The following is a 21,421-nucleotide window of genomic DNA, read 5'->3' on the forward strand; positions in this document are numbered from 1 at the left end:
TCAGGCGTCAACGACACACGTCGTCCAACGCGACCCCGATCGCCGCGGCGAGCACGTCGGTACGGCCCGCTTCCATCACCGAGTCGAGGCCGCGATGTCGCCCTTCGACCGCGACCACCGTCATCGAGTCGGCGACGACCGACCACTTGTCGACGGTTCGACGCGGATTCGTGGTGTTCGCACTGAAGAACAGCAGCGGGGTCGCGACCCTCTTGATCTCATGCTGGAGTGCGGTGACCGGGAAGCCGGTGATCGACGTCCGCTCGGGTTCGTCGGGGAGTGAGGTCCCCGACCAGGCGAGCAGCCGTCGACCGAACGTGGCTGCGTAGCGCTGCAGCCGGCGGCGACCCATCTTCGTGATCTCGCGGCCCGCCTCGCCCACGGTGCCCGGGCGCAGCAGCGACTTGTACTTCCACCAGCGGTTCGACCAACGATGCCGGTCTTCTCCCGGGAAGAAGGTGTCGACGAGCACCGCGACGTCGACGACGTGGCCGGCATCGTTCAGACGGTCGGCCAACTCGATCGTGACCGCACCGCCGATCGACCACCCCACGATCGCAACCCGACGGCGGGCGCAGACCGCGTGGGCGACACGGGGCAAGAACTCGTCGACGAGCTCGGCGACGGTCCCCACGACCGGTCGGCCTGGTCGCTCGTGATAGGCGGCGGCGAGCACCGTGACGTCGGTAGGAAATGACGCGGCGAGCGCCTGGTATCCGAAGATGTCGTCCCACGCCGGCGTGAGGATGACGAGGGGGCCGTCGGGGGTTCCGGGCCGCATCGTGACCACGGCGAACTCCTCGGATGCGTCGGCGTTGGCGGCCTGGACCGGGTGGGTCCCGGTCGGACGCACGGCGGAGTCGGCCGAGTCGCCGGAGTCACCCGAATGACGCGAGTCGCCCGGGTCATTGCGGGGTTGGGCGGTCACGAGGCCCTGCCGGATGAGCCCGGCGGCCATCCCGCTCGGTGTGCGCCCGGTCAGGAGCGTGGCGATCGGTACGTCGATGCCGAGGACAGCACCGAGATCGGTGACGAGCGCGACAGCGACGAGCGAATCGCCGCCGGCATCGAAGAAGTCGGCGTCGGGCCCCAGCCGCCCCTCGTCGAACGCTCGCCGCCACGATGCCACGACGGCCTCGACCAACGCGGGGTCCGTGCCGGTGGTGTCGACCGCGGAGGCCACGGTGTCCTGGCCTATCGTTTCGCGTCCGCTGGGAAGATCGAGCTCGCCCGCTGGCACCTCGCCACGGTCACCGCTGGACGCATCGACAGCGTCGAGTCCGAGGGTTGCGGCCGCGGCGCGGTCGAGCTTGCCGTGCGGGTTGCGCGGCAGCCGATCGTGGGCGACGATGCGACGCGGTACCGAACGAGCCGGCAGTCGCGCCGCGAGGTGCGATCGGATCGCATCGGCGTCGGCAGTCGCAGGCTCGACGTGCGCGACGAGCACCGGCGGATCACCGGCAGCGACCACGACCGCAGCGTCGACGCCATCGACCTCGACGATCTCGCGTTCGACCTCGTCGGGCTCCAACCGGTTGCCGCCGACGTTGAGTTGGTCATCACTGCGTCCGAGAAAGGTGAGCGCGCCGTCGACCGCCCGCCCGATGTCGCCCGTGCGATACCACCGTCGGCCATCGATCTCCACGAAACGCTCGGCGGTCCGCTCCGGATCGTCGAGATAGCCCGCTGTCACTCCCGGACCAGCGATCAAGATCTCGCCGCGACAGCCGGCGGGAACGCGCCGCAGCAGGTCGTCGACGAGCCGGACACGAGCGCCAGGAATCGGGGCGCCGATGAGGACGTGCCCGTCGCCGTCGCGCAAACGCTGCGCGGTGCTCCACACCGTCGCCTCGGTCGGGCCGTACTCGTTGACGAGATCGACGCCCGGCAGCAGTTCGTCGTGGAGCGCGACGAGCGACGGTGGACACGATTCGCCGGCCACGATCACCGTGTCGAGTCCGCTCAGCATCCCCGGGCGACGGTCGAGGAGCGCCCGGTAGAGGCTCGGCACCATCAGCACGTGACTCACTGCTCGATGATCGACGAGCACACCGAGCGCGTCGACGTCATGCACCACGTCGTCGCCGGGGACGACGACGGCACCACCGGTGACCAGAGGCCAGACGAGGCCGACGATCGAACTGTCGAAGCCGATGCTCGACGTGAGCAGGAACCGTCGAGGCCGCGTCGTGAACCAGGCGTCGCGGGCAGCGTTGCTGGCGCTGAGGTTGCGATGCGAGACCGGCACACCGCGTGGCCGTCCGGTCGACCCCGACGTGAAGATCAGGTAGGCGGTGTCGTCGAGATCGATGCGAGCAGCGCGCTGGTCGAGACGGTCGAGTACCGCGTCGAATGCGCTCGCTGATGCTCGATCCCGGCCGTCCTCGAGATCGGCGGCTTCCGCGAGATCTCCGACATCGATGACCATCGTGTCACTGGTTCGGGCGAGTGCTGCGGCGATCGGGCGACCGGCGACGTCGGTGAGCACCGCATCGAGGTGGGCGGACTGCGCGATCGCTTCGAGACGTTGCGAACCAACCGACGGGTCGAGTGGGACGTAGACGGCTCCCGACCACATCGACGCCCAGGCCCCGATGATCATCTCGCTCGAGCGGCCGCACGCCACCCCCACTCGCGATCCTCGACCGACGCCTGCGTCGGCAAGACGCGCCGCGAGCGCATCGATCGACCGTGCGAGATCTGCGTAGGTAGCGGTCGAGCCGTCGGGCCCGACGATGGCGGCAGCTTCGGGGGTCGTTCGTGCCTGCGACAGAAGCCGTGCGAGTACCGACTCGCTCGGCGCTGCCAGCGCTGCGCCCACGAGATCTCGCTCCGGGTCGGCGCCCGACAGCGCGGTGACCGCGAGATCGGGTTGAGCGACGCCTCCTCGCATGCAGCGCTCGAACACGTCGAGAACGCGCTGGGCATCGTGACGCGAGATCACGGCGCCTCGGTACTCGATGCCGAGGTCGACCCGATCGTCTCGCTGCTGCACGAAGAACGTGAGATCGGCCACCGCTGACTCGGACGGCACCACCGTCTGCGACACGTCGCGCTCCCCCATCGTCGGCGTCGCGAGCGCCTCGAAGGCGAGCATGAACGACGCCGAGGGTGGGACGTGACCTGCTGCCCGAGCGTCGCGGACCATCGAGGCGAACGGATAACGGCGGTGCGCCAGCGCATCGGTGACCGCGTTCGCGCACGCACCCACGACGTCAAGGAACGTGTCGTCGGCCGACACGTGCACCGACATCGGCAATGTGTTGAGGTAGTAGCCGACGAGCGGGGCCACCTCCGACCGATCCTTCGTCGAGGCGGTGATGCCCAACTCCACGGTGTCACTGCCAGTGAAGCGGCTGAGCGTCGCCGCGGCCGCCGCCATCGCCCGTGCGAACGGCGTCGCACCCCCGCCGTCGAGGTCGCGGGGGCCGAGCGCGTGCGACCGGGCGAGGTAACCGTCGGACTCGCCAGCACGAGGCGTCAGCAGCGTCGGTGCCGGCAATCGGCGTCGTGACCGCTCCCGCCAGAAGTCGACGTCGTCGGCGACACGATCGCGCTGCCACGAGGCATGCGCCGCGTACGTCACCGGAAGCGACGGGACCCGTCCGGTGACGTAGCGGTCGGCGACTTGCTCCCACAACAGATCGAACGTGGCCGCGTCGGACGTGATGTGGTGGAGCGCGATCACGACCAGGGTGACACCGTCGCCGGTCGTTGCGGCGTGGACGCGCACGAGCGGGCCGGCATCGAGATCGAACGGTCTGCGCTTGAACTCGTTCGCGAACCGCTCGATGTCGTCGACCGTCGCCTCGGGTCCGACCTCGAAGGCGAGCGCGTCGTCGACATCGAGCGGCGTGCGATCCGGCCCGTATGACGTGTGCAACGGCGCGTGCAGCATCGTGACGTCTCGCAACGACACACGGAGCAGGTCGAGGTCGAGCAGGTCGTCGACGCGGTAGATGCGTGTGCCGTGGTAGCGAGGGTTGGTCGGGTCGGCCCGATGCTCGAACAGCATCGCCTCTTCGCCCGGCGACAACGGAGCGGGCAGGGATGGATCGAGCGGGAGGATCGGATCGGCCTCGATGGAGCCGACGCCGCCGGTGCCGACACCGGCGGCGAGCGCCTCGTCCACGATGACCGCGAGATCGCGCACGGTACGGCAGCGGAACACGATCGCGTCGGGCAGATCGGTCCCGAACGCGTCGTCGACCGCGGCGACTACTTCGAGTGCCGCCAGCGACGCTCCGCCGAGGTCGAAGAAGTCGTCGGTCGCTCCGACCGCTTCGAGGCCGAGAATCGGCGCCCAGATGTCACACAACCGCCGCTCGGTGTCGGTGGCCGGGTCGACGCGTTCGACCCCGCTGCGGTGGAACCTCGTCGGGGCGGGAAGCGACGCCATGTCGGCTTTCGCGCTCCGAGCGAGCGGGATGTCGTCGATGCGGACGAACGCGCTCGGCACGGCGTGTTCGGGCAGGAGCGTTCGCGCGTGTCGGCGCAGTTCGTCCGGGTCGATGTCGACCCCGTCGGACGACTGATACCAGGCCGTGAGCACCGCGTTGGATTTGGGACGATACCCGACGGCCCCGAGGATCGTGGCGACCTCGTCCGCGTCGACGATGTCGTCGAGTTCCTCGAGCGCTTCCTCGCGTGTCTTGTGGCCGAGACGAACATCCCAGCTGTAGGGCTCGGCGTAGTTGTGGTACCCGCGCTCCTTGCGATGCACCTGGATCCCGGCGACGTTGATGAGGCAGTTGGTCGACCGCCCGGTGTCGGCTGGGCGCACCCACGGGGCGCGACGTTCGAGGAAGTCGTACAGCTCGGCGAGGTCGACGTCGACGTAGCGGTAGTAGTCGACGAACTCGACGTGCTCGAACACGTCGTCGTCGTCGAAGACGGCCTGTTCGGGAAGCAGCCGGGTGACGGCGTCGGGCGTGTCGTGATACACCCGGCGGGCTTCGAGCACCGTTCGGTCGATCGCGTCGGGATCGAATCGTCCGGCTTCGAATTGATGCGGGATCAGCCGGGTCTCGAAGAACTGCCCGCGCGACAACCCGGTGACGATCACGGGGATCCCCATGGCCCGGGCGCGTGCGACCGCAATGGTGTAGATCGTCTTGTAGCAGCCCTGGCAGACGTTGGAGTGCCGGTCGAGGCTGTCGCGGAAGATCTCGTTCATCACGTCGGTCGTGGCGAACTCGTGGGTGATCCCGAGGTCGGCGATGCTGCGGCGGATGTTCTCCTTGGCACCGTCGGAGATGAACCCGTTGTCGAGGGTGAGCGCGTGCACGCGCCAGCCGCGCTCGACGAGCTGATAGAGCGCGTAGGTCGAATCCTTGCCGCCGGACAGCAGGTGCAGGCAGTCATAGCCGGACGTCGATGCGGCCCGGGCGGCGGCGAGGCGTTCGTCGAGGTCGGCTTCGGTCTTGAACCACGCAGCCGCCTGCGGTGCGATCGCCTGATACGCCCAACAGACGTTGCACACGCCCTCGTCGTCGAGCGTGGTGTCGGGAACGTCGGTACCGAGCCCGCAAACGCTGCACCGCTGGTCGTCGGTCGGCGTGGCGATGTCGGCGGGATTCCACACGCCCGCCAACGCCGTCGTGACCCGAGGGTGGCGAACCAGCGCCGCTTCGACCTCGCCGGGCTCGAGACGGATGCCGTTGACCTTGACCTGGTCGTCGGAGCGGCCGCCGTAGATCGCGACGCCGGGACGCTCGACGCGTACGCGGTCGCCGGTGGCGTACCAACGCAGTCCGTCGAGGCCCTCGCTCACGGCGCTCGGAGCCGCTGTCGATGCGGACCGAGCGGTCCCGACTCCCGCCGCGACGAGAGCCGGATCGAGCGTGACGAAGCGACTCGCCGACAGCTCGGGCAGGCGCACGTACTCCTGGGCCATGCCCGGGCGCCGGACGAACAACTCACCCCAGGCCCCCGGCGGCGCGAGTTGTCCGAACGAGTCGAGGACGAGGAGTTGTGAGCCGGGCGAAGCGTGGCCGATCGGTACGTCGGCGCCTTCGTCGAGCTGTGCGTCCCACTCGTGGATCATGCACCCGACCACCGCTTCGGTGGGTCCGTACTCGTTGAAGATCCGCACGCCCGGGGCAAGCGCCGCGATGCGTTCCGCGACCGGTCGGCGAAATGCCTCGCCCCCGACGATCACCGTCCGAAGGCGCAGTGGGCGGCCGGCGAGACGTGTCAGCAATTCGAACTGCGACGGCGTGCCCTTGACGAGGTCGATGCGGTCGTCGGCAGCGATCGCTGCGAGCGCCTCGAGCGGCTCCTGGTCGAACACGATCGTCGACCCACCCGCGAGCATGCCGAGGAACAGGCTCGTGATCGTCAGGTCGAACACCAGCTCGGAGTGCAGTGCCACGACGGGCGCTGCGGCGTTGCCGTCGGACCCGGCGTCGATGTACGCCTCGACCGCGAACGCGAGGTAGTCGGCCAGACCGCGATGGCTGATCGGCACGCCCTTGGGCTGCCCGGTCGACCCGGAGGTGTAGAGCACGTAGGCCTCGTCGTCGAGCGACACGTCAGGCAACGTCGCGTCGTCCTGGCGATCGGGAGTGGCCTGCTCGTCGCGCTGGTCGAACTCCTCTCGGGGCTGATCGGTTGCGTGCCACCCGGGGATCCGGTCGAGGGTGAGCGCGAGGCCGGCGTCGTCGGTGATCGCGTCGTGGCGGCTGGCCGGATCGTCGGGCGACAGCATGACGAACGCGGCGCCGCAGCGCAGTACGCCGTGGATGGCGACGAGCACGTCGATGCTGCGCCGCATCGACAGCCCGACCCGATCGCCTCGACGCACTCCATGGTGACGCAGATGGCGAGCGAGTCGGTCGGCTCGACGATCGAATTCCGCCGCGGTGATCTCGACGCCGGCATGCTCGGCGACCACCCAGTCGGGAGCGGCTCGCAACCGCTCGGCGATCGCCACGTGCACGGGGGCACTGACCATGATCGGCTCGGGGTGCGGATTGAGCAGGCGGAGTGCGGCGGTTTCGTCGTCGTCGACGAGCGAACTCGATCCGACGACCGCTTCCGGATGCCGCACGATCGTCGCGATCTCGGCGGCCAGATGATCAGCCAGCACGAGCGGGGCGCCCTCGGCGATGGCGTCATTGACGTCGATTTGCCACTCGGACCCAACCGTGGACCCAACCGTGGACCCAACCGTGGACCCAACCGTGGACCCAACCGTGGACCCAACCGTGGACCCAACCGTGGACCCAACCGTGGAATGGTCGAACGCGTGCAGACGGACGACGTGATTCGGATCGACATGCCCCGAGCGGGTCCAGGTCGTCGAGGTCGGCAGCCCGGCAAACATCGAGAACCGCTCGGTGAGCACGTTCACCACGATCTCGAAGGGTGTGTCGGGGCTCTCCCCCGGTCGAGCTCGACGCAGCAACTGCATGATCGAGCGCACGACCCGACCGAACATCACCCGATGGGTCTCGCCGGGGTCGACATGGACGACGAGCGGATACAGCTCCATCAGCGGACCGACCACCCGCCGCGCCGCCGATGACGACCGATGATGCACGGGCACACCGACGACCACCCGCTCGCGGCCGTCGAGGCGCCGGACCATGATCGCCGAACCCATGGCGGCGAGCGCCAGCATCGACAGTTCTCGGCTGAGGCTTCGGTACTCGGCTCCGAGCGTCTGCTCGATCGCGGCACGGGTGATGTCGTCGAAGGCGAGCGTGCGCCGCGCCACCTCGGTGGTTCGCTCGCCACGCGCGCCGTACAGCGCAAGCGGCGCTTGCGGCCCTGCAGCCTCGGCGTCGGCACGCCATTCGCCCTGTCGCTGCACACGCTCCGACAGCTCGGTCGACGGCTCGTCGACGGGCCAGAACCTCTCGTCGATCACGGCCGCGCACCCGGCCGAGCCGTCGCCATCGGCTCGCGCCACGTACTCGGCCGACGTGGCGGCGAACACGAGATTGGCAGTCCAGGCGTCGGTCGCGAGATGGTGGATGTCGAGCCACCACGTCCAGTGATCGGTGGCATGGCGCAGCAGGACCGAGTCGTAGACGCACTCGTCGACCGCAATGGGCGTGGCGATCCGATCCGCGCACCACCGTTCGACGTCGCTGGCTGCCACGTCGATCACCTCGACCTGCCGAGGCACGTGGTGGAGCACGATGCCGGTCGCGTCGGCGCCGGCACGTGCGGCGTCGGGCATCACGAGCCGCAAGGCTTCGGCGCGGCGCACGACGGCGTCGAACGAGGCGGCGAAGCAGTCGGGGTCGAGCGACCCGCGGATCTCGAAGCGGTGTGCCATGTTGGCGAGCGGCACGTCGGGATGCAGACGCTGGCTCGCCCAGATCAGCGACTGGGTGCGCGTGAGAGGAACCGATCGGCCTGCACGCCGGCCGATCGCAACGGGTTGCGTCGTCGGGTCGCTCATCAGCCTCTCCGATCAGCCTTCGAGGAACGTGAGCATCGCTGCAACCGACTGGAAGTGTTCGAGCACGACGTCGCCCGGATCGATGGTGACGTCGAGGCGTCGCTCGATCCACTCGACGATCATCACCACGCCGAGCGAATCGACCATGCCGGTCAGCAGCAGGTCGGTGTCGCGAGCGACCGGCTCCCCGGTGTCGTTCACCGCGACGTCGCCGTCGATGAACGCAAGCAGTTCGCTGGCGAACATCTCGTCGATCGTCCCGACGGTCGTGGCGTCGATGGCGTCGATGGCGTTGTCGTCGGAAGCTGTCACGGCCTGTCTCTCACGAAGTCGGGGGTCGAGTGCGTACGACCGACGGTCGCAGCGTCACGACGTTCACGGTAGCGACTTCGACGCTCACGTGTCGGAACCACGCAGCAGCCCTCTCGCGGCGCTGCGATCGATCTTGTCGGTCGCCGTCCGCGGCAACGACGCAACGATCCGAACCTCATCGGGAAGGGCGTAGCGCGGCAGGCGCTGCCGAGCCATCTCGACCACACCAGCCGTGATGTCGTCGACGTCGAACCCGGCCGCAGGATCGACGACCACGAGCGCGACGATCCGGTCGTCGCCGGGTTCACCGACCGGGTCGGCGAACCGATCTGCGACCCGGTCCACGACGACGATCGCCGCAACGACGCCCGGCACATCTCGCACGATCTCGTCGATCGCCTCGAGTTCGATGCGGTAGCCGCGGATCTTCACCTGATTGTCGGCACGGCCGAAAAAGGTCAAGATGCCGTCCGGTGCTTCGACGACGACGTCGCCCGTCCGGTACCAGCGATCCAGTCCGCTCGACGGCGCGATCTCCCCGATCTCCACGATCGCCGCAGCGGTCAGGTCGGGACGGTTCCAGTAGCGCGCCATCATGGTCGGCGAGCCGACCAGCAGTTGGCCTCGTTCACCTGGATCCACGAGCCGGGGACGCCCTGGCACCGCTCGATCATCGTCACCGAGCTCGATCACCCGGGTGTCGGCCACTGCCCACGCTCGACCGATGGGCACGGTCACCCCTGGATCGGGTGGCGCATCGAGGTCGTGGACGGTGCACTGATTCACCTCGGCAGGGCCGTACACGTTGGAGAACGTGGCCGACGGGACGAGTCGCATCAGGGCCGCGAGCTGATCGGGCGGGAACGACTCACCACCGAAGAGCACCCAGCGCAAGGCGCCGAGATCGCGTTCGTGCAGCACCCCCCGGCGAGCGAGTTGCACGAGCAGATACGGCACCGAATACCAGATCGTGATCCGCTCGCGAGCCACGAGCTCACTGAGGCTGGCCGGGAACTTCAGCACCGGCTCCGGCACGACGAGGACCGAGGCGCCGACCAGCGGCGCGGTGTACAACTCGAACGTCGATTGGTCGAAGTGCAGTGGCGCGATGTTCGCGAGTCGGTCGTCGCTGGTCACACCGTACTGCGCGGCGGACGCGACAGCGTACGCCCAGGCGCTCGCGTGCGTGTGGACGATGCCCTTCGGGACGCCCGTCGAGCCCGACGTGAAGATGATGTACGCCGGGTCGTCCGGGGCGACAGCGACCGGCTCAGCGACCGGCATGGCATCGATGTCCTCTCGTCCGAAGGCCCGCTGGTGGCGGCCGATTCCGATGCGCGCCGGGTCGATCGGCTTCCCCCCGGCGCACACGATGGTGTGAACCCCGGGCGCATCGCTCACCACGTCGATCGAGGCCGCACGATCGTCGGTGATCACGACGTCGGCCCCGGCATCGGCGAGCACCCGGCGGACCATCGCTGACGGGGCCGACGGATCGATGGGCACCATCACCGCACCCAGCCGAACGACGGCATGGACAGCGACGAACGCGTCCACCGATTTCGGGAGACGTACCGCGACTCGATCGCCTGCTGCGACGCCGCACGCGTCGAGCAACGAAGCGAGCCGACCGCAGCGTTCGATCGCATCAGACCAGCTCAACGAGGTCGTACCGTCGGCGAGCGCCGGCGCGTCGAGATCCACGCCGGCCTGCGACAGACGCGACGACGAGTACAGCGACCCGAGTCCCGAAGGCGGCACGGGAGGCGTCGCAGGAGGCGTCGTAGGAGGCGTCACAGGAGGCGTCACAGCAAACGACTGAGAAGGTTCACGGCGGTTTCGTCCAACACGAGTTGACATACGTAGCCGCTGTCGGCACCGTATGGACGATCGAACTCGAATTCATCCCGAAACTTCGCCCGACCGAGCGCTCGAACCTGCGCCACCGAAGGGCGACTCCTTCGCTCGCTACCCTCCAAGCTTCCGTGATGCCAACGACCTCTCCGCGCCCGATCCTTCTGACCCCGATCCGTTGCCAGCCTGCTCCATGCACCTGACCGCCAACGGGCATCCGCTCGACCTCTCCCCCGAGCGTTACGGCGAACTCGAGCCGATGAACCATCTACTCGGCGATCCCGCCGGCCTGCGCGAGGCGATGGCCGAGCGTGGACATCTTTTCTTCCGAACGCTCCTCGACCCGGAGACCGTGCTCGCCGCTCGCCACGAGATCCTGCTCAAGTACGCGGTGCTCGGCGAGATCGACGACCGATATCCGATCGATGAGGCGATCGCCGGCGACGGCGCGGGTGTGGCATCGGCCAATCTCCGAGCGTTCTCGGAGTCGGTCCGGTCCGGCGCCAGGTACCGCGCCGTGACCGACGCCCCCGAGGTGATGGACGTCCATCGAGGACTGCTCGACGGCGAGGTCCGCAGTTTCGACATGCGATGGCCACGCTTCGTCCGCCCCGGCGAAGGCTGCGGATTCCACTGCGATGGCCCGTACATGAACCGCGGCACGAGCCGAATCTTCTCGAGTTGGATTCCTCTCGGACGGATCGAGCGCAGCGAAGGTGCGCTCATCGTGCTGGAGCACAGTCACCGCAGCGACCGCCTCCACAACGGATACCTGCGAGCCGACGCCGATCGTGATGGGTTGACCTGGCTCGACGACGACCCGGTCAACGTGCAAAACGACTACGGCCGGCGCTGGCTGACAGCCGACTTCCAGCCGGGCGACGCACTGTTCTTCGGCATGCACACCCTCCACGGCGCCCTCGACAACCTGTCCGCCACCCGCCGCTGCCGGCTCTCGTCGGACAGCCGGTACCAGCGGGTCGACGAGCCGGCGGATCCGCGCTGGACCGGCGAGCACTTCGAAGGCCACGGAGGTAGCCGCGTCTTCTACCCCGGACTCGGCAGCTGGCAGAACGAGGACTTCCAGGACGAGTGGAAAGACGTCGACGAACACGGCCGACTGCGACTTCGACCCGCCACTGGCGCCTCACGGAACGACGACACATGAGCGATTCCCATCGAAGCGACACCGAGCTACTCGAATTGGCCCACGCGATCAGCGACCTCGATCACCCGGTCAAGGTCGAGACCGCACAGTGGGCGGCCACCCACCTCGCGCAACGCGACCGGGTCGACGCCGACCTGCACGCCCAGTTCGCCCACGACGACTGGCAGGCGTGCGCCGAACGCGGCATCCACGGACTCTTCGTGCCGGCCGAACTCGGTGGCAACGGAGCCAGTCTCGCGACGGCGTTACTCACGCTCGAAGGGCTCGGCCAGGGCTGCCGCGACAACGGCCTGGTGTACGCGTTGTGCAGCCAGATGCTGAGCACCCAGCAGACGCTGGTGGAGTTCGCAAGCGCCGAGCAGCAAGCAACGTGGCTGACACCGATGCTGCGCGGCGAGCAACTCGGCGCGTTCGCGATGACCGAGCCCGACGTCGGCTCCGATGCCTACACCATCTCGGCCACGGCTCGGCGCACCGACGACGGCTGGACGATCGATGCCCACAAGGCCTACATCACGTTGGCCTCACGCTGCGACTTCGTGATCGTCTTCGCCTCGACGAAGCCCGACGCCGGGCGTTGGGGTATCAGCGCGTTCGTCGTGCCGATGGACGCCCCGGGCGTCGAGCGTTCACCCAACCGGGACAAGATGGGCATGCGCACGACGCCGTTCGGTGACATCGTGCTGCGCGACGTCCACGTGCCGGCCGACGCGCTCATCGGCAAAGCGGGTGCGGGCGCCAGCATCTTCAACGCGGTCGTGCAGTTCGAGCGAGCGTTCGTGTTCGCCACGCAGGTCGGAGCGATGGAGCGGCAACTCGGCGACGCGATCGCCTACGCGCAGCAGCGGGTCCAAGGCGGCCAGGCGATCGCTCGCCACCAGGTCATCGCGCACCGGATCGCCGACATGAAGCAGCAGCACGAGACCGCGCGGTTGTTCGTCTACCGTGCCGCGATCGCGATGGCGTCGGGGAAGGCCACCACGATGTCAGCGGCGCTGGCGAAGATCGTCGGCAGCGACACCGGCATCGAGCTGGCGATGAACGCCGCGTCGATCGGTGGCGCCCGCGGCTACGTCTCGGAGTTCGAGGTCGAGCGAGACCTGCGCGACGCGATCGGGGGCCTCGTGTACTCCGGTACCAGCGACATCCAGCGCAACATCATCGCCCGGCTCCTCGGCGTCGGTTCCTGACGCCGTCGAGCTCATCCGCGAACGTCCCAGCGGTGGGCGACCGTCACGGCGTTGCCCGCGGCGAGCACACGACGCTCGGCCGGCGGATGCGCCGACGTCAGTGCGAGCGGGTTCTGTTCGTGGACGACGAGTCTCGCCGTGCGCTTCGTCACGCCCTTCGCCGGGGTGTTCACGTTCGAGGCGAGGCGATCCAGCAGGTCGGCCAGGATCTCCCTGACCACCTCGACGGGGAGAAACACGAACACGACCGTCGCGTCGCTCAGATCCACATCGCGACCGTCGCCCACCTCGATGTCGACCAGATGAGCGACACCAGCCGCACTGGCACGAGCCCGCGCTGCGGCGGCCAGATCCGCTGACCGCTCGACGCCACGCGCCCGGCAGCCCACACGCTCCGCCGCAGCGACGACGATGCGCCCATCGCCACAGCCGATGTCGACGACGACGTCACCGGGCCCGAGATCGGCGAACGCGAAGAGCGGATCGAGGAGCGCGTCAGGAGTCGCCAGGAATGGCCCCAGACTTTCCGGATATCGGCGGCGCCACCCCAGCCGTTCGGCCGCCTGACGCACCGGCCGCACGAACGAGTACGCCCACCATGCCCAGCGTGGCAGATCGATCGCCTCCCAGTCACCGGCCGTCGGCACGACGGCGCGGGCTGCCACACTGCGCCATCCGGTTCGACGCGCTCGGTGCCCCCATCGCACCGAGACGACGAGGCTGACGTCGCCGGTCCGCGCATAGGTGAGCTGTGTACCGAAGCGCCGAAACGATTCGGCGGCGCCGCCGGACCACGTCTCCCACACGGTGAAGCCGATCGCACGCAGCGACTCGCCGACGGCGAGGGCGTCGCTGTGGTCGTCGAGGTGGACGCGCAGCAGGTGATACTGAGCGTCAGGCTCCGGGACGACGACCCGTGCACGGTCACCGAGATGTGCCAGTGCTGCCTCGATCTCCACGACACTGCGAGCCAGTTCGTCGTCGATGCGCGCGCACGCCGCCAACGCAGCCAGCGCGACGTCCTGGTCCGACGCTGCCAATCCCGACACCTCGTCTGGACCAACGCCCGCGACGACCGACCGAGCGACATCGGCGAGCGTGTGATCGTGGACCGCTGCCACGAGTGCGTCGGTGACGCCTTCGCCGTCGGATGCGGCGTCACTCACAACCCGACTCGTTCCATCACCGCCGGAGCGATCAGGCGAGTGAAATCGAGGCCGAGATGATCGAGGTCGGTCCGTACCAGCGCGCCGTCGACGATCGGGTCGCACCGCGGGAACGCCGGGCAGACCAGATCGCTGATGTCGACCGTCGAGACCGCATCCCTCGAGGTGGCGATCTCTCGATAGCGGGGCGTCTCGGCGGCTGGCCAGGCACCGACCTCGAACGAGCACTCCTCGACGAACTCGGCTGCATCGAGGCAGAACGGGATGTCGAAGGGCGCGTTCGGCAGCGGTTCGAGGACCACGACCCGAGCGCCAGCGGCCACGAGCGAGTCGATCGAACCCCGGGTGGCCGCATCGATCAGTTCGAGCGACGAGAGCCCCACGAGTTCGTCGACGTCGCCGCTGGGCACGACGGTGTAGCGCTCGGTCGTGAGATCGTGCGACACCGCGACGACGACATCGGGCTGGTACTCCTCGACCACGCGCTCGTACAGGCTGCGACGCTGATCTCGACACACCTGGCGCGCTCCCTCGACCGGTGGCACCAACTCGTAGAGCACGCCGCGCTGCCACGGGCACGCGACCATCGACACCGTGGCGAGCGACAGGTCGTTGGCCAGAGCGTGCTCGGCGAAGATCACGTTCATCTTGTTCGCGTGGCTGTCGCCGATCAGCAGGACGCGCTCGCCGCTCCCACGCACCAGGACGCATGACGACACCTCGTCGACATCGTCGTTGACGCAGCCGTCGCCCTCGTCGAACGAATCGCCGACCACCGAAGCGTCGACGCCGAGCAGCGTCGCACCCCCGACTTCCGCATCGCCGCCGCCACCGGGCGTCGCCGGTGCACCCGGGGTCGCCGGTGCGTCGGGGGTTGCAGGTTCGTCGAGCGTTGCAGGCAGCAGCGGGACCTCTGTCGACACCTCGAGGACATCGTCGGGCACCGGTGTCGTGCCGGCCGTCGCGTCGGGCGCCACCGTGGGGGTGAAGCCGATCCGAGCCACTGCGCGAATCTGCCCGCGGTCGGACTCGAACACCGCGACCACCACGCCGAGCCCGAGCGCGAGCGTCGCCACGGCCGCGACGGCGACCGTCGCGACGTTGCGGCGCCGATCCGCTCCGCTCGACCAGGCCCGAACCGGTCGTTCGACCAGGTCCATGCTCAGCTTCGCGATGCCGGTCGCCAGCAACGCGACGACGATCGCCGTGGTGACCGGGCCGATCGCGAGCGTCCGGTCGAGGACGACCACGAGCGGCCAGTGCCACAGGTACGTGGCATACGACAGGTCGCCCAGTCGTCGCAGCGGCAGCAACCCCAACACACGCGCCGGCAGCGAAGCGCTCGGTGTTCCGGCGACGCCCACGAGCGTCACGACCGCCGCAACGGTGACGACGACCCCTCGCTCGACGGGATCCAGAGCTCCGCCCACGGCGAGTCCGCCGATCGCCGCCACGCCGACGCCAACGCACGCTCCGGCCACCCGAGCCGAGAGCGGTTGGCGGGCTCGACCCGACGGCGCAGTGAGTGCGAACGCGACCGCAGCACCGGCCAACAACTGGTAGGCGCGGGTGTCGGTGCCGTAGTACGCACGCAACAGATTCGCCTCGGCCACCGCAATGGCAGCGGTGGCACCCACCAGCGCAACGGCACACAGGCCGATCGAGGTGAGCCGAGCTGCTCGTGCCGAGCGGGTCCAGAGCGCGAGCACGCCGATCATGATCAGCGGCCACACGATGTAGAACTGTTCCTCGACAGCCAGCGACCAGAGATGGAGGAACGGGCTGGATTCGAGTGACTCCGCGAAGTAGTCCTGGCCGTTGCCGATGAAGTTCCAGTTCGCGACGTAGAACACCGCAGCACGGGCGTCGCCCAGCACCGACGCTCGCTCCAACGGTGACGCGAACGCCGCGTACAGCACGCTCGTGCCGGCGATCGCGATCCACGCAGCGGGGAGCAGCCGACGGATGCGACGGCTGTAGAAGTCGAGCAACGAGATCCGACCCGATCCGACACGCTCGATGACGAGCAGCTTCGTGATGAGGAAACCCGACAGCACGAAGAACACGTCGACGCCGATGAAGCCGAACTCGAATCGAGCCACGCCGGCGTGGAACACGACGACGAGGTAGACGGCAACGGCGCGAAGGCCATCGAGGGCCGGCAACCGCTCGAGCGTCACCACGGCGTGCCCCCGACCCAGCGGGTCACGCGGCCAGCGGGCGCGGCTCGAGCTCAGCCGACGGCTGCCACCCCGGACGACGGAAGACGTACCCGAGCTTGTTGCGGACCCCTCGGCTCGCTCGCACGTCGCGGGCGATGTCGGCGAACTCGTGGTAGGCGAGCCGCAACGGGTTGAACGTGTCGACGTTCTTCGTGAGGCCGTACTTCACGCGCCGGCGCTCGGGTTCGAACGTGCCGAACAGGCGGTCCCACAGGATCAGCACGCCGCCGTAGTTCTTGTCGAGGTACTGCGGGTTGGCCCCGTGGTGCACCCGATGGTGTGACGGCGTGTTGAACACGGCCTCGATCGGCTTCGGGAGTCGATCGATCGCCTCGGTGTGGATCCAGTACTGGTACAGCAGGTTGAGCTGCGCTGCTTTGGTCACGTGGCGATACGGGATGCCGAGCAGCGGCATCGGCAAGAAGACCCACGCGGTGAGGATGCCCGACCACGGCTGGCGCAGCGCGGTCGAGAGGTTGTAGCGCCGACTCGAGTGGTGCGTCACGTGGTTCGCCCAGAGCAGGCGGATCTCGTGCATCCAGCGGTGATCCCAGTAGTAGAGGAAGTCCCAGGCGAGACACGCGACCGGAAGTGACCATTTCGTCGCACCGAGATCGACGATCCGCCGCTTGAACACCATGCGCTGGAGGGCCGCGACGGCCCCGGCGACGGCGAGGTTCGCCGCGACGCTGCCGAGCAGCATCGTCAGGCTGGCGCGAGTGTCACGGGCGTCATACCCGACGGGGACGAGCTCATCGGGTGGCGGCGCCGGGTCGGACAGTTCGTCTCGGGTCGCACGGTCGAGGTCGTCGAACTCACGCCGTTCGCGGCGAGACAAGATCCTCGCTTCCCAGGCCATGGTCGCCGCGAACGCCGGCAACGACAACAGATCGATGACGTCGATCGGTCGAGCGTTGAGGTGCTTCATGTCGAGGTGGTTCACGGTGTCCGAACCCTCCGGTTCGTCAGCCGAGCGTCGGGAACAGGTCGGCGACGTCGACCCGAGCGAAGTTCGGGCCGTCGCCGAGCAGGAACGTGATGATCTCGACGCCATCTGCGTAGGCAGCGCGTCCGGTGTGGGCGAGGACATCGACGGCGTGGAGCATCGCGTCGAGCCCCTCGTCGAGCAAGGCGTCGGCGTGGTTCCACACGAACGCGACCTTGTCGCCTTCGTCGTCGTCGGGGAACAACACGTTCCACATGTCGTCCCCGAAGGAATCCCACCCTCCGCTGGGGAACCCGAAGGTCTCGGCGCACCGGTCGATGAACTCCTGGGCCGTCGAGACGCCCGCCGTCTCGACGGATCGGAGCGCGAATCCCGAGCGATCGAGCGCATCGAGCAAGGTCGGCGCATCGGCTTGCGCACAGAGATTCCAGAGCGAATACCTCACGATGGGCAGCCTCTCACAGACTGCCGTAGTGGGTGAATGCAGGATTGCCATCTCGCCCGTAGTGCGTGGCGGTGTGGAACACGGCCTTGGTCGAGTCCTGCACGACGAGGCGCTCGGCACCCGTTGCAGATCCGGATGCCTTCGGACCGTTCGCGATGTAGTACTCGCTGTACCCACCCGCACCCGGTACGCCGGGGAGTCGCCCCTCGCCATTGCGATGCGGCACGCCCCACTTGAACTTCTTCGCGCTGTTGGGCATCGTCCCGCCGTTCTGCTTGGTGCGCTCGACGACGTAGGGATGGTCGGCGTGCGCCGTGCCCTTCTTGACGAGATCGAGCGTGTCGGTGGCTCGGGTCGCGACATCTCCTGCCAGCGCTGAATCGAGAATGTCGTCGACCGGACCCGTGGCCGCGTCGGTCGACTTGTCGACCTTGCGCTGAGCGACCGCCGGGGCGGCACCCTGCTGGATCGTGTGGGTCAACTCGTGGGCCAGGAGTTCTTGTCCGCTCGACGAGTTCGTGTCGGGGAGACCGTCGCGGAAGAAGATGCTGTTGCCGGTGGTGAACGCCTTCGCCTGGATCCGATCGTTGAGCGCCGTCGCGGTCGATCCGGTGTGCACTCGCACCCCGCTGAAGTCGGCGCCGAACGCGGACTCCATCTTCGACTTGGCATCCTCCGGCAGCGGTGACCCGCCTCGCGATCGTGCACGCACGACTCGCTCGGTGGCGGCGTCGAGGTCACCACCCGGGGCACCCATCGGGGCTGCGCGCTGGACCTTCGGCAGTGTGGTGACCGCCGCGCTCCGTTGAGCGACGCCGGTCTGGCCCCCGAGGAAGCGAACGACCCGGCTCGCCATCGCATCGGCTTCGTGTTCGAGCGGATCGTCGGCCGGCCCGACGGCCAGCTTCGCCTGCACGATGAGATGCTCTCGACTGGCCAGGTGCGGACCCGCTTCGACCGCCGCCGGTTGGGGCGATGTCGGAGCGACCGCCGGCACACGTGCGTCGACGTGTTCCTGATGCACTTCCATCTTGCGGTCCTCCCTGCAGCAACGGTACCACCACGACATCGGCCGGATGCGGCTGGTCCTGGATTCATCTCGTGTCTCTGCCGTGTCTCACAGCCGTGTCTCGGCCGTGTCGCTCGGCCGTGTCGCTCGGCCGTGTCTCTGCCGTGTCTCGGCATCGTGTTGCGGTCCTGCTGCCCGCGCGTAACGTCTCGGCATGCGCAAGTGGAGCCCCTTGATCGTGTTGTCGTTGGCGCAGTTCCTGATGGTGCTCGATCAGGCCGTCATGAACGTGGCGATCAGCCAACTGGTCGCTGACTTCGACACCTCGGTGACGACGATCCAAGGCGTGATCACGCTGTATGCGCTGGTGATGGCTGCGCTGATGATCACCGGCGGCAAGATCGGCGACATCGTCGGGCGCCGACGAGCGTTCGTCATCGGCCTCACGATCTACGCCACCGGGTCGGCGCTGACCGCGGCGTCGTGGAACGTCGGGGCGCTCGTTCTCGGATGGTCGGTGCTCGAAGGCATCGGCGCGGCGCTCGTGCTTCCCGCGCTGGTGGCGCTCGTGTCGGCGAACTATGACGGTCGCGATCGGGTCACCGCGTTCGGGGTGATCGGTGGCGTTGCCGGTGTCGGGATCGCGGCGGGGCCGATCGTCGGCGGCTTCTTCACCACGAACCTGTCGTGGCGCTGGGTGTTCGTCGGCGAGGTCGTTCTCACGGTGCTCGTGATCCTGACGGCGCGCCTCATCGGTGACGCCAAAGCGAGCGAGCGACGTCCCAGCCTCGACATCGGCGGCTCGATGCTTTCTGCCACCGGGCTCGGCCTCGTGGTGATCGCCATGCTGCAAGCCAGTTCATGGGGCTGGGTGGCGCCGAAGAACTCCCCGATCGAGCCGTTCGGCTACGCGCTCACGCCGTTCGTCGTTCTCGCCGGGTTCGGCGTCCTCTGGTCGTTCCGACTCTGGCAAGACCATCGAATCGCCACCGGACGTGACCCACTCGTCCGGTTGGAGCTGCTGTCGGTGGCACCGCTGCGGGCCGGACTCGGCTGTTTCTTCAGTCAGAACCTGATCCTGCTGGGCATCTTCTTCACGCTGCCGCTCTATTTCCAGATCGTGCTCGGCTTCGACGCGCTCGAGACCGGGATCAAGATGCTGCCGATCTCGATCGCCATGTTCCTCACGTCATCCAGCGGCCCCGTGCTGGCAGCCCGCTTCGGTCCGAAGCGTGTGGTCCAGACGGGTTTCGTCGTCTTGGTGATCGCGGCGTTCTGGATGCTGCAGTCGATCGAGCCGAGCCTGGAGGGAGCCTCGTTCGCCGCCGCACTCGCCGTCCTCGGCGTCAGCATGGGTCTGGTCGCCTCGCAACTCGGCAACGTCATCCAGTCGTCGGTCGGCCCGGACGACCGAGGCGAGGCCGGGGGTCTGCAATACACCGCACAACAGCTCGGCTCGGCGATGGGCACCGCGCTCATCGGCGCGATCGTCGCCAGCGCGCTGGTCGCGGCGTGGGTGCAGAACATCGAAGCAGATCCGACGTTCTCGTCGACGTTGTCGAACGCCGTCGCGATCGAGGTGCGTGCGGGGGCGAGTTTCGTGGCCGCCGACGACGTGGCCGCCGTGGTCGACGACGCGGTCGCAGCGGGCGGCATCGACGCAACCGCGGGTGCCGCCGTCGTCGAGGCCTATCGATCAGCCCAACTCGACGCGCTCAAGGCGGGCCTGCTGCTGGCCGGATTCCTGGCGGTCGTGTCGCTCGCGTTCACCCGCCGGCTGCCGGGGCGCGCCCCGTCAGTTCCGGCCGCGCAGCTCGGCGATCCGCTCCGCGTGGAATGACCGAGCGGTTCGGCCGTCGGCGAGCACCACGTCGTCGGCAGGCTGCAGGAACAGCGGCAACGCCATGCGGCGTCGGGTGGCGGCCTCGCCGATCGGGTTCGTCACCCGATGCGTCGTTGCCGGGTAGTAGCCGCCGCTGGCCAACTGCAGCATCTCCCCCGCGTTGACCGCGACCGATCCGGGATCGCACGGCACGTCGAACCACTCGCCGTCGGAGCGAAGCAACTGCAACCCCGGTTCGTCGGAGGCCGGCAGCACCGTGAGCAGGTCGATGTCTTCGTGCGGGGCCGACCGCAACGCGCCGGCCGGTTCGTCGCCGGTCAGCGCCGGATACCGCAGCACCCGGAGCAGATTGCGTGTGCTCCCGTCGAGCATCGTCGACAGCGGTTGGGAGAAACGTGCAGCGATGTCGGGAGGGGTGTTCGCTTCGACCCATCCGAGCAGCGTGACGGCGATGTCGATCGCGATCGCCCGATACCTGAGCGCGGCGTCGCTGACCTCGCCCGGATAGGTCGCGTGCGCATAGACGTGAAAGAACTCCTTCAGGTCGCGCACGGTGTTGCCTTTGGCGGTCTCGCTGCGGTCCGGCGGGAACCACCCTTCGTGACCACCCGGATCGACCAGGTACTGCTGCACTGCCGGTGAATCGAACAGCGCGGCCCACTCGTCGTAGATCTGCTCGACGAGCGTCCACGGCAGCGGGTGGTTGACGAGCACGGCGAACCCCGTCTCGCGCAGGCTCTGCGTGAACCGCTCGGGGGCGTCGGCCGCCGCGAAGTCGACGACCGCGACGTTGCTGGCGTGCGGGGCGGCTGGTCGATGTGCCTCGTGCTCGTGTGTCTCGTGCTGGTGCATG

12 protein-coding genes are annotated in these 21,421 nt (G+C 68.3%); 3 read left to right on the forward strand and 9 right to left on the reverse strand.

Annotated features, from left to right (window positions below; all coding sequences use genetic code 11):
• Nucleotides 1–7: 7 nt before the first annotated feature.
• From ACE37B_RS03565 to ACE37B_RS03575, 3 genes are all read right to left on the reverse strand, one after another.
• Complete coding sequence (locus ACE37B_RS03565) at nt 8–8,413, reverse strand: amino acid adenylation domain-containing protein (protein WP_409921904.1); 8,406 nt, start codon at nt 8,411–8,413, stop codon at nt 8–10.
• Nucleotides 8,414–8,425: 12 nt separating this feature from the next.
• Nucleotides 8,426–8,725 (reverse strand): phosphopantetheine-binding protein, encoded by a 300-nt coding sequence (locus ACE37B_RS03570; protein WP_409921905.1) that lies wholly within the window; start codon nt 8,723–8,725, stop codon nt 8,426–8,428.
• 84 nt (nt 8,726–8,809) lie between these two features.
• Complete coding sequence (locus tag ACE37B_RS03575; protein WP_409921906.1) at nt 8,810–10,486, reverse strand: AMP-binding protein; 1,677 nt, start codon at nt 10,484–10,486, stop codon at nt 8,810–8,812.
• A 286-nt stretch (nt 10,487–10,772) separates the two neighbouring features.
• On the opposite strand from ACE37B_RS03575, the gene ACE37B_RS03580 reads away from it, so the two are divergent.
• Both ACE37B_RS03580 and ACE37B_RS03585 read left to right on the forward strand, forming a co-directional pair.
• The gene (locus tag ACE37B_RS03580; RefSeq protein ID WP_409921907.1) at nt 10,773–11,747 is read left to right on the forward strand and encodes a phytanoyl-CoA dioxygenase family protein; all 975 of its coding nucleotides are present in this window, start codon (nt 10,773–10,775) and stop codon (nt 11,745–11,747) included.
• Complete coding sequence (locus tag ACE37B_RS03585) at nt 11,744–12,937, forward strand: acyl-CoA dehydrogenase family protein (RefSeq protein ID WP_409921908.1); 1,194 nt, start codon at nt 11,744–11,746, stop codon at nt 12,935–12,937. Before ACE37B_RS03580 ends, ACE37B_RS03585 begins: the two co-directional genes overlap by 4 nt.
• An 11-nt stretch (nt 12,938–12,948) precedes the next feature.
• On the opposite strand, the gene ACE37B_RS03590 is transcribed toward ACE37B_RS03585, so the two are convergent.
• From ACE37B_RS03590 to ACE37B_RS03610, 5 genes are read right to left on the reverse strand one after another with little or no spacing between them, the layout of a single operon-like run.
• The gene (locus ACE37B_RS03590) at nt 12,949–14,103 is read right to left on the reverse strand and encodes an SAM-dependent methyltransferase (RefSeq protein ID WP_409921909.1); all 1,155 of its coding nucleotides are present in this window, start codon (nt 14,101–14,103) and stop codon (nt 12,949–12,951) included.
• Nucleotides 14,100–16,283: an acyltransferase family protein gene (locus ACE37B_RS03595; protein ID WP_409921910.1), complete on the reverse strand. Its 2,184-nt coding sequence runs from the start codon at nt 16,281–16,283 to the stop codon at nt 14,100–14,102. Before ACE37B_RS03595 ends, ACE37B_RS03590 begins: the two co-directional genes overlap by 4 nt.
• Nucleotides 16,284–16,308: 25 nt before the next feature.
• The gene (locus tag ACE37B_RS03600; protein ID WP_409921911.1) at nt 16,309–17,268 is read right to left on the reverse strand and encodes a sterol desaturase family protein; all 960 of its coding nucleotides are present in this window, start codon (nt 17,266–17,268) and stop codon (nt 16,309–16,311) included.
• 22 nt (nt 17,269–17,290) lie between these two features.
• Nucleotides 17,291–17,716, reverse strand: coding sequence for a barstar family protein (locus ACE37B_RS03605; RefSeq protein ID WP_409921912.1), 426 nt, complete (start codon nt 17,714–17,716; stop codon nt 17,291–17,293).
• Nucleotides 17,717–17,729: 13 nt separating this feature from the next.
• Nucleotides 17,730–18,746 (reverse strand): DUF4157 domain-containing protein, encoded by a 1,017-nt coding sequence (locus tag ACE37B_RS03610; protein ID WP_409921913.1) that lies wholly within the window; start codon nt 18,744–18,746, stop codon nt 17,730–17,732.
• A 193-nt stretch (nt 18,747–18,939) separates the two neighbouring features.
• Here ACE37B_RS03610 and ACE37B_RS03615 point away from each other — a divergent pair, with 193 nt between their 5' ends.
• Nucleotides 18,940–20,565, forward strand: coding sequence for an MFS transporter (locus ACE37B_RS03615; RefSeq protein WP_409921914.1), 1,626 nt, complete (start codon nt 18,940–18,942; stop codon nt 20,563–20,565).
• Here the strand turns inward: ACE37B_RS03615 and ACE37B_RS03620 are convergent.
• Nucleotides 20,521–21,420: a 2OG-Fe(II) oxygenase family protein gene (locus ACE37B_RS03620; protein ID WP_409921915.1), complete on the reverse strand. Its 900-nt coding sequence runs from the start codon at nt 21,418–21,420 to the stop codon at nt 20,521–20,523. The genes ACE37B_RS03615 and ACE37B_RS03620 overlap by 45 nt on opposite strands.
• Nucleotide 21,421 lies beyond the last annotated feature (1 nt).

Origin of the sequence: Ilumatobacter sp. (assembly GCF_046290335.1) — a bacterium.
GTDB lineage: Bacteria > Actinomycetota > Acidimicrobiia > Acidimicrobiales > Ilumatobacteraceae > Ilumatobacter_A.